Annotated in this window: 13 protein-coding genes; 8 read left to right on the top strand and 5 right to left on the bottom strand. The window is 62.9% G+C overall.

All coding sequences use genetic code 11. From position 1 onward, the window contains the following. Positions 1–31: 31 nt before the first annotated feature. Together RHP72_RS10565 and RHP72_RS10560 are read left to right on the top strand one after the other, a co-directional pair. Positions 32–4,579, top strand: a complete 4,548-nt coding sequence (locus RHP72_RS10565; RefSeq protein ID WP_042449813.1) for an ATP-dependent helicase — start codon at positions 32–34, stop codon at positions 4,577–4,579. A gap of 63 nt (positions 4,580–4,642) precedes the next feature. After that, positions 4,643–5,434, top strand: coding sequence for a DNA-formamidopyrimidine glycosylase family protein (locus tag RHP72_RS10560; RefSeq protein WP_064688929.1), 792 nt, complete (start codon positions 4,643–4,645; stop codon positions 5,432–5,434). On the opposite strand, the gene RHP72_RS10555 is transcribed toward RHP72_RS10560, so the two are convergent. Continuing rightward, a complete protein-coding gene (locus RHP72_RS10555) occupies positions 5,421–5,990 on the bottom strand; it encodes a TetR/AcrR family transcriptional regulator (RefSeq protein ID WP_007727263.1) in 570 nt (189 codons plus the stop codon). The genes RHP72_RS10560 and RHP72_RS10555 overlap by 14 nt on opposite strands. A gap of 87 nt (positions 5,991–6,077) precedes the next feature. Here RHP72_RS10555 and RHP72_RS10550 point away from each other — a divergent pair, with 87 nt between their 5' ends. The 5 genes from RHP72_RS10550 to RHP72_RS10530 all read left to right on the top strand — a co-directional run bounded on the left by RHP72_RS10550 (position 6,078) and on the right by RHP72_RS10530 (position 10,255). Next, complete coding sequence (locus RHP72_RS10550; RefSeq protein ID WP_217018669.1) at positions 6,078–7,019, top strand: oxygenase MpaB family protein; 942 nt, start codon at positions 6,078–6,080, stop codon at positions 7,017–7,019. Positions 7,020–7,036: 17 nt separating this feature from the next. After that, the gene (locus tag RHP72_RS10545; RefSeq protein ID WP_003940745.1) at positions 7,037–7,573 is read left to right on the top strand and encodes a hypothetical protein; all 537 of its coding nucleotides are present in this window, start codon (positions 7,037–7,039) and stop codon (positions 7,571–7,573) included. A gap of 324 nt (positions 7,574–7,897) precedes the next feature. Continuing rightward, complete coding sequence (locus tag RHP72_RS10540; RefSeq protein ID WP_054781860.1) at positions 7,898–8,371, top strand: hypothetical protein; 474 nt, start codon at positions 7,898–7,900, stop codon at positions 8,369–8,371. Next, entirely contained in the window at positions 8,361–9,284 is a 924-nt protein-coding gene (locus RHP72_RS10535; protein ID WP_030535049.1) for a hypothetical protein, read from the top strand. Before RHP72_RS10540 ends, RHP72_RS10535 begins: the two co-directional genes overlap by 11 nt. A gap of 86 nt (positions 9,285–9,370) precedes the next feature. Beyond that, positions 9,371–10,255, top strand: coding sequence for an aldo/keto reductase (locus RHP72_RS10530; protein WP_064689003.1), 885 nt, complete (start codon positions 9,371–9,373; stop codon positions 10,253–10,255). A gap of 36 nt (positions 10,256–10,291) precedes the next feature. Here RHP72_RS10530 and RHP72_RS10525 read toward each other — a convergent pair whose 3' ends face one another. Further along, positions 10,292–11,035: a 3-hydroxybutyrate dehydrogenase gene (locus RHP72_RS10525; protein ID WP_311094654.1), complete on the bottom strand. Its 744-nt coding sequence runs from the start codon at positions 11,033–11,035 to the stop codon at positions 10,292–10,294. Next, positions 11,032–12,408, bottom strand: coding sequence for an MFS transporter (locus RHP72_RS10520; RefSeq protein WP_311094653.1), 1,377 nt, complete (start codon positions 12,406–12,408; stop codon positions 11,032–11,034). Before RHP72_RS10520 ends, RHP72_RS10525 begins: the two co-directional genes overlap by 4 nt. A gap of 153 nt (positions 12,409–12,561) precedes the next feature. On the opposite strand from RHP72_RS10520, the gene RHP72_RS10515 reads away from it, so the two are divergent. After that, a complete protein-coding gene (locus RHP72_RS10515) occupies positions 12,562–13,509 on the top strand; it encodes a LysR family transcriptional regulator (protein ID WP_042922131.1) in 948 nt (315 codons plus the stop codon). On the opposite strand, the gene RHP72_RS10510 is transcribed toward RHP72_RS10515, so the two are convergent. Both RHP72_RS10510 and RHP72_RS10505 read right to left on the bottom strand, forming a co-directional pair. Continuing rightward, positions 13,478–14,194, bottom strand: coding sequence for a GAF and ANTAR domain-containing protein (locus RHP72_RS10510; protein WP_003940742.1), 717 nt, complete (start codon positions 14,192–14,194; stop codon positions 13,478–13,480). The genes RHP72_RS10515 and RHP72_RS10510 overlap by 32 nt on opposite strands. A 50-nt stretch (positions 14,195–14,244) precedes the next feature. Further along, the gene (locus tag RHP72_RS10505) at positions 14,245–14,787 is read right to left on the bottom strand and encodes a hypothetical protein (protein ID WP_003940921.1); all 543 of its coding nucleotides are present in this window, start codon (positions 14,785–14,787) and stop codon (positions 14,245–14,247) included. Between the last annotated feature and the right edge of the window lie 92 nt (positions 14,788–14,879).

Genomic DNA, 14,879 nt, shown 5'->3' with positions numbered 1-14,879 from the left:
CACGAACACGCTGTCGGTGGGAAGGGGCAATATGGTGGTCGTGACCAACGTCCTCGGTAGGTTCTCGCCCGCCACACGCGAGTGGTTCGGCGGGGCTTTCAGCGCGCCGACTGCTGCGCAGCTCGGTGCCTGGGAATCCATCGCGAGTGGCTCTCACACTCTTGTCGTCGCACCCACCGGCTCCGGCAAGACATTGTCGGCGTTCCTGTGGGCGCTCGATCAACTCGCCGCCAAGGACGAAGGCGAACGCGCCACCAAAGTCCTCTACATTTCGCCGCTCAAAGCGCTGGGTGTGGACGTCGAGCGGAACCTTCGCGCGCCGCTGGTCGGCATCACGCAGACGGCGAAGCGTCTAGGCCTCACCCCGCCCGAGATCACCGTCGGTGTCCGTTCCGGCGATACGTCCCAGGCCGATCGACGCTCGTTGATCAAACGTCCTCCGGACATCCTGATCACCACGCCTGAGTCGTTGTTCCTGATGCTCACCTCCGCTGCCCGGGAAACACTGGTCGGTGTCGACACCGTGATCGTCGACGAGGTTCACGCGGTGGCGGGTACCAAGCGTGGCTCGCACCTTGCGCTCTCACTGGAACGCCTGGACGGCTTGCTCGAGCGTCCGGCGCAACGCATCGGATTGTCGGCCACTGTCCGTCCGCACGAGGAGATCGGGCGGTTCCTCGCCGGTTCGGCACCGATCCGAATCGTGGCACCGCCTGCCGCCAAGACATTCGACCTCACGGTCCGTGTTCCCGTCGAGGACATGACCGAACTGGGGATCGCGACGCCGGACGACGGTTCCGAATCTCCCACCCCGCAAGCCGGTTCGATCTGGCCCCACGTCGAGGAACAGATCGTCGACCTCGTTCTCGACCACCGATCGTCCATCGTGTTCGCCAACTCTCGCCGCCTCGCCGAACGATTGACAGCCAGGCTCAACGAGATTCATGCAGAACGCATCGGTCTGGCCGTCGAGAAAACATCTCGCCCGCCCGCGCAGATCGGGGCTCCCACCGAGGTCAACTACGGCGCAGAACCCCTCCTTGCTCGCGCCCACCACGGATCGGTCAGCAAAGACCAGCGAGCCCTCATCGAAGACGACCTCAAATCGGGTCGATTGCGATGCGTCGTCGCCACCAGCAGTCTCGAACTCGGAATCGACATGGGCGCCGTCGACTTGGTCATCCAGGTGGAGGCACCGCCTTCTGTTGCCAGCGGCCTGCAACGTGTCGGTCGCGCCGGCCACCAGGTCGGCGAGATATCGCGAGGCGTCGTCTTCCCCAAGCATCGCACCGACCTGATTCATTGCGCGGTGACCGTCGAGCGCATGGTCGAAGGCAAGATCGAAGCGATGGCCGTTCCGGCCAATCCCCTCGACATCCTCGCTCAGCAAACTGTTGCGGCCACCGCTCTCGAACCGATCGACGTCGACGACTGGTTCGAGACGGTGCGCCGAAGCGGTTCCTTTGCAACGCTTCCCCGTTCGGCGTACGAATCGACTCTGGACTTGCTGGCGGGGCGGTACCCCTCGGACGAGTTCGCCGAGTTACGTCCTCGCCTTGTCTGGGATCGTGAGTCCAACACGCTCACGGGCCGCCCGGGTTCGCAGCGTTTGGCCGTCACTTCCGGCGGCGCAATCCCCGACCGCGGCCTCTTCACCGTCTACATGGTTGGCGAGAAAGCGTCCCGCGTCGGCGAACTCGACGAGGAAATGGTCTACGAATCCCGGGTCGGCGACGTCTTTGCGCTCGGCGCCACCAGTTGGCGGATCGAGGAGATCACCTTCGATCGGGTTCTGGTCAGCCCCGCCTACGGCATGCCGGGTCGTTTGCCCTTCTGGCACGGCGACGGACTCGGTCGCCCCGCCGAACTCGGACAGGCGTTGGGACAATTCGTTCGAGAGACCGCGCTGGGTAACGAAGCCGACGTCGTCGAGCGTTGCCGCGTGGGCGGGCTCGATCACAACGCGACTACCAACCTGATCCAACTCGTCGGTGAGCAGAAGAATGCCACCGGGCAGGTGCCGTCGGATCGAACCCTGGTGGTCGAACGCTTCCGCGACGAACTCGGTGACTGGCGTCTGGTGCTGCATTCCCCGTACGGCCAACGGGTTCACGCACCGTGGGCCCTCGCCATCGGGGCGCGCCTGCAGGAACGATACGGCGTCGATTCCAGCCCGACGGCCTCCGACGACGGCATCATCATCCGACTCCCCGACACCGAGAACGAACCTCCCGGCGCCGAACTGTTCACCTTCGACGTCGAGGACATCGAAGATCTGGTCACCCAGGAGGTGGGCGGCTCCGCGCTCTTCGCTTCCCGATTCCGCGAATGTGCCGCCCGCGCACTGCTTCTCCCCCGCCGCAATCCCGGAAAACGTGCACCACTGTGGCAGCAGCGTCAGCGGTCGGCGCAACTGCTGGACGTCGCCCGCAAGTTCCCGACCTTCCCGATCCTGCTCGAGACCGTACGCGAGTGCTTGCAGGACGTTTACGACCTGCCTGCACTGAAGGAATTGTTCGGCAAGATCGAGAAAAGGCAGATTCGAATCGTCGAGGTGGAGACGGCCTCTCCGTCTCCGTTCGCCAGTGCGCTCCTGTTCAACTACGTGGGTGCGTTCATGTACGAGGGCGACAGCCCCCTCGCCGAGCGACGCGCCGCCGCTTTGTCCTTGGACTCCACGCTGTTGGCCGAACTCCTCGGCCGCGTCGAACTACGCGAGCTCCTCGACGCCGGAGTGATCGAGCAGGCCGAACGTGAACTGCAACGGCTCGTCCCTGACCGAAAGGCCAAGGACCTCGAGGGTGTTGCCGACCTCCTCCGCATGCTCGGCCCGCTGACCACCGAAGAAGTCACCGAACGCTGTCTCGAGGACCCGGTCTCATGGCTCGAGAAGTTGGTTACGGACAAACGCGCCCTCCACGTCTCGTATGCGGGCGAGAGCTGGTGGACCGTCGTCGAAGATGCAGCGCGGCTTCGCGATGGACTCGGCGTTCCCCTACCCATCGGCGTTCCGGCCGCGTTCATCGAGCCGGTCGATCAACCACTCGACGACCTCCTGAGCCGGTACGCCCGCACCCACGGTCCCTTCACTCTCGCCGACGCGGCTGCACGCTTCGGTCTCGGAGTATCAGTCGCGCGTGACGTTCTCGGTCGGCTCGCGCTCGAAAAGCGGGTGCTGGAAGGTGAATTCCGCCCGTCTGCAACCGGGAGCGAATGGTGCGACGCCGAGGTCCTGCGTCGCTTGCGGCGTCGCTCGCTCGCCGCGGCACGGCAGGAGGTCGAGCCGGTCAGCACCGCGACGCTCGGACGATTCCTTCCCAGTTGGCAGCACGTGGGCGGCACGCTGCGAGGAATCGACGGTGTTGCAACGGTGGTCGATCAACTTGCCGGCGTTCCGATTCCGGCGTCCGCTCTCGAATCGTTGATCCTGCCGAGCCGAGTTGCCGACTACTCTCCCGCGATGTTGGACGAACTCACGTCGACGGGTGAAGTCCTGTGGTCCGGATCGGGAGCTATCTCGGGCAAAGACGGGTGGGTAGTGCTGCACCCCGCCGATCTGGCACCGATCACGCTCAATTCACCCGCCGACACCGACGTCTCGGAATTGCAGAAGCGCATCCTCGACCTGCTGTCCGGCGGCGGTGCCTACTTCTTCCGCCAGTTGGTCGACGCGTTGCGAACTACGGAGTCGGCTGCGGACACGGTCGACAGTGCGGTGACGACGGCACTGTGGGAGTTGGTGTGGCTCGGACACATCGGTAACGACACCGTTGCACCGCTGCGCGCACTTCTCTCCGACACCACCAGAACAACAACCAGTCACCGATCGCCTCGCCGTGTTCCGCGGGCCCGTCCGTACCGCGGAATGGCCCGCGCTTCCACGCCCGCGCGCACGGGACCGGCAACCGCCTCCGGTCGGTGGTTCCAGCTGCCAGGTATCGAACCTGACCCCACTATCCGGGCGCACGCCACGGCTGATCTGCTGCTCGAACGATACGGCGTCGTCACCCGCGGTTCGGTGATGAGCGAGAACGTGCCGGGCGGTTTCGCGTTGATCTACAAGGTACTGAGCACGTTCGAGGACAACGGGCGCGCTCGACGCGGATACTTCGTGGACACCCTGGGCGGCGCTCAATTCTCGACGCCTCCCGTGGTGGACCGCTTGCGGACGTTCGGTGATTCCATCGAGGGGCGCCACACCTCCTCGGCTGCAGTCACTCTCGCGGCGTGCGACCCGGCAAACCCGTACGGCGCGGCGCTGCCGTGGCCGGCGTCGGGGGGCGAAGAGTCACCAGGACACCGACCCGGACGAAAAGCCGGCGCACTGGTAGTTCTGGTGGAGGGTGAGTTGGTTCTGTTCGTAGAGCGCGGCGGTCGCACGATCCTGACATTCACCGACGACGGCGGAACGTTGCGCCTGGCAGCACTGTCACTTGCTCAGAAGGTGACTTCTCGCGCCATCGACAAGTTGGTAGTGGAGAAGGTCGACGGAGAGACCATCCACGGCAACGATTTTGCTCCGGTCCTGGTCGAAGCCGGCTTCGCGGCCACCCCTCGCGGATTCCGGTTGCGGTCATGAGGATTGGGGTCATGATGATTGAGATCGTGGAAGTTGAGATCCTGAAGTGTGGGTGCGGCGACCATGCCTGAGGGCGATACCGTGTGGCGGGCCGCCAATGAACTGCGCGCTGCCCTGGCCGAGAAGGTACTCACCACCTGCGACGTCCGCGTTCCTCGTTACGCCACGGTTGATCTCTCGGGCCACCGCGTGGATTCCGTCGCCAGCCGCGGAAAACATCTCCTGATCCGAGTGGGCGAAGCGTCCATTCACACGCATCTGAAGATGGAAGGTCAGTGGCAGATTTATCGCCCCGGCGAGCGCTGGCGCCGACCCGCCCATCAAGCGCGCATCATCTTGGCCACCGAAGACTCTGTAGCAGTTGGCTTTTCACTGGGAATCACCGAGATCCTCGAACTCGGGCAGGAACAGGAGGCCGTCGGACATCTCGGACCGGATCTGCTCGGGACCGATTGGGACAGTTCCGTGGCCGCCCGAAATCTTCGGGCCGCCGACTCCGTACCGATCGGAATCGCGCTCCTGGATCAGCGGGTGATGGCCGGACTGGGCAACGTGTACCGAAACGAGATCTGCTTCCTACGAGGTATTCACCCGAAAACGCCGACACATCTCGCGGGGAATCTCGACGCGATAGTGGATCTGTCTTTTCGCACCATCAACGTCAACAAGTCGCGTCGCATCCGGGTCACCACCGGCGACACCCGCCCCGGTAGGCAGACATGGGTGTACGGCAGACGCGGAAAACCATGCCGCCGTTGCGGAACTCGCATCAGAGAAGACATCCTCGGACCGGATCAGCTCACCGAGCGAAATATCTTCTTCTGCCCGGCCTGCCAGCCCTTCACGCCTGGTTAGCGTTGATCAGCAGCCTGACGCAGTGGCGGACAAATCGATCACGGTCCACGACGATCGTGCCGTCCAGATAACCGATGAACAGTGTGAACAACGCCCCGACCAGTCCGACTGCCACCAGTTGCTTGTCCACGGGATCAGCGATCTCGGACAACTGGTCGTACACCAGGTCGACGAACGCCGGCATCGATTCGATACCGCGGCCGCTCAGGACGGGTTCCGAGAGCGGGGCGATCAGGAGCACTCTCCCCATCGCCGGATCGTCGACCATGAGCTTGACGAAAGCGTCGACCGCAGCGGTGGCGACGGCCTCGGATGTCGTCTCCGACTCCACTGCCGACGCAAGCGCCGACTGCGCGCGCTCGGCGACAAACGTGTGGACCGCGACAACGTACTGATCGCGATCGGTGAAGCTTTCGTAGAAGTACCGCTCGGTCAGACCGGCAGCCTTGCAGACCGCACGCACGTTGACGGCCGGACCGTCGACCGCACCGAGCAGTGTCACTCCGACGTCGAACAACGTCGCCTTTCGAGTGGCCCTGCGTTCTTCGATGCTCACAACTTCCCCACTTCGCCGACACTTGATCTTCAATGCACCCGGTATCCGATCCTTGACTACCGCTGTTGTCGATCCTAATCTGACAACATGCGTAGTCAACTTGACGACAGCAGCACCCCGGTTCCCCTCGGTCCGGATTCCCTGACGTGGAAGTATTTCGGCGACTGGCGCGGGATGCTGCAAGGCGTCTGGGCCGGTTCGATGCAGAACATGCACCCCGGCCTCGGCGCCGGAGTCGAGGAGCATTCGCAATTCTTCGACGAGCGGTGGGAACGACTGTACCGCTCGCTGTATCCCATTGCAGGCGTGGTCTTCGACGGCGATCGCGCGCAGCAGACAGCCGAAGAAGTCCGCGGCTATCACACACGAATCAAGGGCGTCGACAAGTTGGGGCGTCGGTATCACGCACTTGATCCCGACACTTTCTACTGGGCGCACGCAACATTCTTCATGGGCACCATCGTCACTGCCGAGAACTTCTCCGGTGGCTTGACCGAGGCCCAGAAACGTCAGCTCTTCACCGAGCACATTCAGTGGTACCGCCTGTACGAGATGAGCATGCGCCCTGTTCCCGAGACCTGGGAAGCATTTCAGGAGTACTGGGACCACATGTGCCGCAACGTACTCGAAGACAACAAGGCGACCCGCGACGTCCTCGACCTGTCGGGACTCGGCAAGCCCCCGTACATGACGTGGCTACCCGATCCGTTGTGGAGGCTCGCCCGAATCCCCCTCGCCCGCGGATTCGTGTGGCTGACGGTCGGAATGTACGACCAACCGGTTCGAGACCTACTCGGCTACTCGTGGACCAGTCGCGATCAGAAAATTCACAACGCTGTCGGCCGCACCGTCAACGCCGTCTTCCGTCTGGTGCCGTGGCGATACCGGTATCAGCCACGTGCTCGCGCGGGATGGGATCGAGCTGACGGCCGAATCCCCGCCAATGCACCACTGGTCCACACACCGGCGCGCAACCTGCCCCCGCTCGAGCAGCGAGATAACCCGATGCACTACAGCCCCAGGGTCTGATCTGCCATGCTCTGAACATGGAGTGGGACCTGCGAACCCTGCTGAACCGTCCGATCACGTCTCACGGTGCGCCGCTGGGACAAGAACGTGTGGCCGCGAGGACCACCGCGTACATCTACGGCAACATTCTTGTCCTCGCCGCACTCATACCGGTGACGAAATCTCAGGAATCGCTCGGCGCCGCGATTGTGGTCGGCACGGCATTGTCGACATACATCGCCCACACATTTGCCGAGGGCGTCGGCGAGAGCATTCGCAACGATCGCCGACTGACGACCGCGGAGAGAATCGACTCGCTTCGCGATTCCGTCCCGATCCTCACCTCTGCGGTTGTTCCTGTCGTCATTCTCGCGACGGCGTGGTTCAACTTCCTGGAACCACGGACGGCGCAGTTGATCGCGGAAATCGTCTTGATCCTGCGGATCGGTTCCACCAGTTACGTGATCAGCCGACTGCACGGCGAGAAAGTCAGTACGAACACACATCTGGCAGCCTTCGGCCTCGCTGCCGTCGCCACCCTCATAGTCGGGTTGAAGATAGTGCTCACTCATTGACGAGCCACAAGTGCAAAAGAAGTCAGACCGGTCGTATATAACTAAGACGGGCAATTCGCAGAAACCTAACAATCGGCAATTTCGATGTGCGGTGATCGACGACTAACTCGGCCCACTTCTATCAAGTAGGCAGAGGAGCAGCCCGCAATGACAACACCACAGTCGCCGTATCCCTGGAACAACGACCCCAACCACACGACACCTCTCCCTCCGCCCCCTCCTCCGCCGCCGGGCATCACACCCGGTCAGGCTCCGTACTCGGGACATCAGCCTGCTTACACCCCGCCCCGGCCCCCATACGGTCAAGGCACTGGATATTCGCCGATGCCTCCCCGCCCGCCGAAATCGTATGCATGGCTGTGGGTCCTACTGGGAGTTGTCACAGTCGCACTCGTCGCCGTCGTGGTCTACGTATGGGTTCTCCCTCTCGTCTTGAACGACAATTCCGACGAGAACACCGCACGCACGGAAACCGTGGTGATCACCTCACCTGCGGCCGCGCCGCAGAACGGCGTCGTCACACCCGCGCCCAACGAGTCGGTCCCTGGCAGCGCAGCGCGTTGTGGATCGGTGTTCTCGAACAACGAATTCACGACGTCCGCCGTCGGCACCAGCGTGACGTCCTGTGAGTTCGCCGAAGAAGTGCGCTACCAGTACGTGAGCCAGGGTCGACGCGGCGGCCCGGTCTCCATCAGCGCGGTCAGTCCGGTCACGGGAACTCGGTACTCGATGAACTGCGCCGGCAACAAAGTCGTCACGTGTACCGGCGGAAACAACGCGGTGGTCTATGTCTATTGAGCAGTGCGTCGAGGCTCGTAGCGGGACGCGCCGACGACTCCTGGCGGTTGCACTCGCCACTGCTTCTGCAGCAGCCCTCGCGGGCTGCACGATTCCGACGCGAGACGAGTCGTCGGAGAAGGTCGAGACGATCACCGAAATCGTCGTCGTTCCACCGGAGCCGACAGAGACTCCTGCCGCCCCGGGCAACGGTGTCGGCCCGCTCGCCGGATTCGAGGCCCTGGGCAACACCCTCGGCGGCGCCGTGGGTATCGCACTCGTGCCCGTCGGCGGAGGTCAGTCACTCGTTGCCGGCGAGTGGCAGAACGGAGTCGCCTGGTCCACCATCAAAGTCCCACTGTCCATCGCAGCCCTCCACGAACCCGACAACACAGAACTCACAACGGTCAAGCAGGCGATCACCACCTCCGACAACGAATCAGCCGAAGAACTGTGGCGAGGCCTCGGCGATCCGACCACTGCCGCAGCGAAGGTCGAGTCAGTCCTCGTGGCCTCCGGCGATATGTCCACCACCGTGGAATCACGCACGCTAAGACCAGAATTCAGCTCGTTCGGTCAAACACAATGGCCACTTGCCGTCCAAGCGCAATTCGCCGCCACCCTGCCATGCCGGAGCGACGCCACCGAAGTCTTCGGGCTCATGGGCAGCATCAGCCCCGACCAACAGTGGGGCCTGGGAGTGATCCCAGCCGCTCGATTCAAAGGTGGGTGGGGGCCGGACGACGACGGCGGCTATCTGGTCCGCCAATTCGGGATCATCAGCAGCGGCACCGGACAACTCGCTGTCGCCATCGCAGCCAAGCCGGACTCGGGCACTTTCGCCGACGGTACTGCGATGCTCAGCGACATCGGCCGCTGGGTAGGCGAACGAGCGCAGGCTTTACCCATCGGCGGCACCTGCCAACCGAGCTGAAGTACTGCCGGTCGAGGGAGGTACTGCCGTTACCCGGCTGAGCAGTCACTCCCGCCGAACCCCCGGCCGCCGCTACCGTGGACGACATGAGCATCCCGAGTCTGAAACTGAACAACGGCGTCGACATCCCCGCGCTCGGTTTCGGCGTGTACCAGACGCCGCCGGACGAAACACTCGCCGCCGTCGAGTCCGCGCTGTCGACGGGTTATCGCCATATCGACACTGCCGCGGCCTACGGCAACGAGAAGGGAGTCGGTGAGGCGATCCGGCGATCCGGACTCGATCGCGCGGACATCTTCGTCGAGACGAAGGTCTGGATCACCGACTACGGATACGACGAGACTCTGCATGCCTTCGACAAGAGCGCAGGCAAACTCGGTGTCGAACAACTCGACCTCCTGATCCTCCATCAGGCGTTGCCGAGCGAGTTCGAGCGCACGATCGACGCGTACAGGGCGTTGGAAACGCTTCTGGCCGACGGCAAGGTCCGCGCCATCGGAGTCAGTAACTTCATGCCGGATCACCTCACCCGACTCCTGGACGCAACGTCCGTGGTGCCGGCGGTCAACCAGATCGAGGTTCATCCGTACTTCAGGCAGTCGACTTTGCTCGAGGCCGACGCCGATCACGGGATTCTGTCTCAGGCATGGTCACCGATCGGCGGAATCACGTTCTACCGCGACGGCTCCCACGGCTCGACCCTCGAGGACGCCACCATCGGCGCCATCGCGACCGCTCACGGCAAGTCGCCTGCACAGGTGATGCTGCGCTGGCACCTCCAGCAGGGCCGCCAGGTGATCCCCAAGTCGGTGACTCCCTCGCGGATCGCGGAGAACTTCGACGTGTTCGACTTCGAACTCACCGCCGAAGAACTCTCCGCAATCGACGCACTCGACACCGGAGTTCGCGGCGGTCCCGAACCCGAGGTCATCACCCGCGAGAAGTTCGGAATCGAGATTCCCGAAGCCTGAACCCGGCAGCTTGAACAACACAGCAGCCCCAGTGATCTAGCTGGCGCTCCACCCGCCGTCGATGGTGTACGAAGCCCCCGTCACCATCGACGCCTCGGTCGATGCCAGCCACCCCACCAGCGATGCCACTTCTGCGGGCTCGACCATCCGTTTGATCGCGCTCTCGGTGAGCATCACCTTCTCGACAACCTCGGATTCACTGATTCCGTGAACCTTTGCCTGGTCGGAGATCTGGGATCGCACGAGTGGTGTCAGGACGTAGCCCGGATTGACGCAGTTACTGGTGACACCGTGTGGGGCACCTTCGAGCGCAACAACTTTCGACAGCCCTTCGAGTCCGTGCTTTGCCGTGACGTACGCACTCTTGAATGCCGAAGCGCGGAGCCCGTGGACCGAGGAAATGTTCACGATGCGCCCGAATCCTTTGCGGTACATGTACGGCAGGGCCGCTCTGACCAGGAGGAACGGCGCTTCGACCATGAGGCGTTGAATCTTCCGGAAGTCCTCGACGTCGAAATCCTCGATGGAACTGACCCGTTGAATGCCGGCGTTGTTGACAAGTATGTCCGTCTCGAGTGCCAGATCCACGAGTTGGTCGGTGTCGAGGAGATCGACGGCCCACGCAGTGCCGTCGATCTCGTCGGCCAGCGCCTTCGCGGCGACGTCGTCGAGATCAGCGACGGTGACGTGGGCGCCGCGGGCGGCAAGGAGTCGAGCACACGCCTCGCCGATACCGCTGGCACCACCGGTGACCAGTGCCGTTTTGCCGGAGAGCGTCATGCGGAAACACCGGCCCGCTCGTCGGCGAGCACTCGTGCGTCGGCAGCATCGACGGACTCGAGCGAGATTCCCTTGGTCTCCCGCGCGAAAACGACTGCGACAATAGTGACCAGGGATGCCAGCAGGAGATAGATCGCGATGGGGACCGAGGAGTCGAACTTGCTCAGCAGTCCGGTCGCGATGATCGGAGCCAGTGAACCTGCCACGATCGACGTGACCTGATATCCCAGGGAGACACCCGAATAGCGCATCCGGGTCGGGAACATCTCGGCCATGATCGCGGGTTGGCCGGCGTACATGAACGCGTGGAACACAAGCCCGATGATGATTGCCGACAAGATGATTGCATTGTGCCCGCTGTTCATCATCGGAAAGGCGAAGAATCCCCATGTTCCAGCGGTGACGGCGCCGATCATGTACACCGGGCGTCGACCGATCGTGTCGGACAGTTTGCCCACCAACGGAATCACTGCGAAGTGCACGGCATGTGCCATCAGCATCCACCAGAGGATGTGCGCCGTGTCCGCATGAACGACGACCTTGAGGTAGGTGATCGAGAATGTCACCACGAGGTAGTACATGACGTTTTCGGCGAAACGCAGGCCCATCGCGGTCAACACTCCGCGCGGGTAACGCTTGACCACCTCGAAAACGCTGTACGAGGTTGCCTTGACCAGTTCTGCTTCCTTCTGCGCCGCAATGAAAATGGGAGCGTCGGTGACCTTGGTCCGAACGTAGTACCCGACCAGAACGATCACCGCGGAGAGCCAGAAGGCAACGCGCCAGCCCCAACTCATGAAGGATTCGTCCGAGAGCGTCGACGTCAGGATCAACAGCACGACAGTGGCCACCAGGTTGCCCATCGGTACGCCGGCCTGAGGCCAGGACGACCAGAACCCGCGAGATCGATTCGGGCTGTGCTCGGCGACAAGGAGTACCGCCCCTCCCCATTCGCCGCCGACAGCAAATCCTTGGATGAAGCGCAGCGTGACCAGCAGTGCCGGCGCCCAGTAGCCGATCTGACCGTAGGTCGGTAGGCAGCCCATCAAGAACGTTGCGGCGCCGACCAGCAGCAAACTGAACTGCAACAACTGCTTCCGGCCGAACTTGTCTCCGAAATATCCGAAGACGATTCCGCCGAGTGGCCGGGCGGCGAATCCGACGGCGTAGGTGATGAAAGCCGCGATGATCGCATCCAGCTCGTTGCCGCCGCCAGGAAAGAAGACTTTGCTGAAGACCAGAGTGGCCGCCGTGCCGTACAGAAAGAACTCGTACCACTCGACCACGGTGCCCGCCATCGAGGCGCCGACCACCTTCTTCAGCCCCGATGGTGGGGCTTGGCTCTCGGGTTTCGGCATGTTGTCGACGCTCATCGTGGACTCCCTCGTCTTCAGTTCGCGATTCGCCTGCTCTTCACGATCAGGAATGTGACCGCTCGCACATTTTTTGTGACTCGATGAGTATCGGTGCAGATTCTTGGCACGACAATGACAAATCTCGCACCATACAGGTGCAAAAATGCAGATATGACACTCGGACTGAGCCCGGACGACCTACTGGTGCTTCTCGCGGTCGGTCGCACCGGCCGCTTCAACACCGCCGCCGACGACCTGGGCCTCAACCACACCACCATTTCGCGCCGCATCGCCTCGCTCGAGAAGAGCCTCGGCGGCCGTGTACTGGTCCGCTCGTCCGGCGGCTGGGAGTTGACCGACCTGGGCAGACAAGCCCTCAGCGCGGCCGAGCGCATCGAGGCCGCGGTGAACGAACTGGCACTCGACTCCACCGGTCAGCAGCAACTCGACGGCGTCGTGCGGGTCTCGGCCACCGACGGCTTCAGCGCATACATCGCGGCCCCCGCCGGCGCAGCGGTTCGCAGACGCCATCCTCGCGTGAGCGTGGAGATAGTCGTCGCGACCAGAAAGGCGTCGCAGATACGCTCGGGGCTCGACATCGAGGTTGTTGTCGGCAAACCTCAAGTTCACCGCGCCGAGGCCGTCCATCTGGCCGACTACGCGCTGGGTTTGTACGCCTCCCGAGAGTATCTACGTCAGAATGCAGTGCCCGAAAGTGCCGAAGAGCTGGCCGAACACTCGCTCGTGTATTTCATCGACTCGATGCTGCAGGTCGACGAACTCGATCTGGCCCGCAAGCTCACGGTTTCCATGCGCGAGGCCGTCACGTCCACCAACGTGTTCGTCCACATCGAGGCAACGCGCGCGGGTGCCGGCATCGGCCTGCTCCCCTGCTTCATGGCCGAGCAGCACGACGATCTGATTCGCGTGCTGCCGGCTCACATCGAAGTCAGACTTTCGTACTGGTTGGTGGCTCGTTCTGAATCCTTGCGCCGACCGGAAGTCGCAGCGGTGGTGACGGCACTTCGAGAGACGGTGGATCGCAAGCGATCTCAACTCCTCGGCTCTCCCGGGGCGAACGAAGCGCTCAGTCCAGAGTCGAACGATGCTGGACGATGACCTTGCGCGCCAACTCGGCGATCTTGACGTTCATGTTCTGCGAGGTTCGCACCAGAATGTCGAAGGCCTCGTCGTCGGACACCCGATGCAATGCCATCAGCAGACCGACGGCCTGACCGATTTCGCGACTGCTCGCCAGACCTCGCCGCAGCGAGTCGGCATCCTCTCCTCGGTTCAGCGCGGTGACGGCCACGGATGCAAACGATGCCAACATGATCGCGTGGTCGGCAACAGTTTCCGTGAATGCTCCCGGAGTGTCGGAGAAGAGGTTGAGGGCACCGAACTTCTGACGATCGACCATCAGTCGGAACCCCATCGAGCCACGAATGGGTGTCTCTGCCACTACTTTCCGAGCGAACTCGGGCCACTGATTCGGAGTGCGAAGATCTGACTCGAGCTGCGGCGCCTCCGTGTCGAGGGCGTCGATGCACGGCCCCTCGCCAGTCGCACGTTCGAGATCGTCTGCATGCTCGGCGATCTCGTCGCTTGCCGCTACCGTGACGTTGGTGTTTCCCCGTCGCAGCATCAGGCTTGCGTGATCGCAACCGGGAATCAACTCGACAGCCGCCGAACAGATCGCGGAGTACACCTCGGCGCTGTCTGCGGCGGAGTAGAGGATCTCCGCCAACGCCGCGAACACTGCCGTGGGTTCTGTCAGTGCTTGGTCGCGCTCAGCCATCTCCATACACCTCGGGGTCTACCGTTCATCGAATTCTTCACCGAACGGTACAAACCTTACTTACTCGAGCGGATGGGGTCGCCGCCGCTCGCCGATTCCCGCCCGTCCGTCCCCTGAAAAGCTTCCGTGGCCGCGCGGTGATGCAGAGCCGTGACGGTGGTGATCTGCTTGGACACCAGGTCGTTGAGCTCGCGGTACTGCTCCTCCGTCTCCCCGGCCGGAATGTCTCTCAGGACCTCCCACATCGCACTCTTGCCACACAGAGCGGTCCGCATGATCTCGAGAGTTGCCAGCTTCACGAGACGGTTGCGCCAGATGGCGTCGACATGGACGAGGCGCCTGATCCGATTGACCGTCGCGTCGATCTTGGAGTACCGCGGCAGAGATATGCCCTGGGTGTCCTCGATCAGTTGCAGCAGCTGCTCGATCTCGTACTCGAGCTCACCCGGCAACGAGTCCAGCTCACCGTCGGCCCACGCGCCGTACGAGTCCGAGAGTGACCGCGAGAGTTGCAGCCCTACCATCGCTCCGCACAGGTGAGTGACCAGATAAGCAGTGGCTATGTGTTCCTCAGCAGATCTCGACCGACTACCGAACATTGGGATCCTCCTGGGCGACGCTCGACCGGTCTGTGCTGACACGGGTGGTGATTCGACATCCGCCTACCCGCGACAGACCGAGAACAAACGAC

The sequence above is a fragment of the Rhodococcus sp. SG20037 genome, from assembly GCF_031763325.1.
Lineage (GTDB): Bacteria > Actinomycetota > Actinomycetes > Mycobacteriales > Mycobacteriaceae > Rhodococcus_F > Rhodococcus_F qingshengii.
This window is presented reverse-complemented; position numbering and strand designations above follow the sequence as displayed.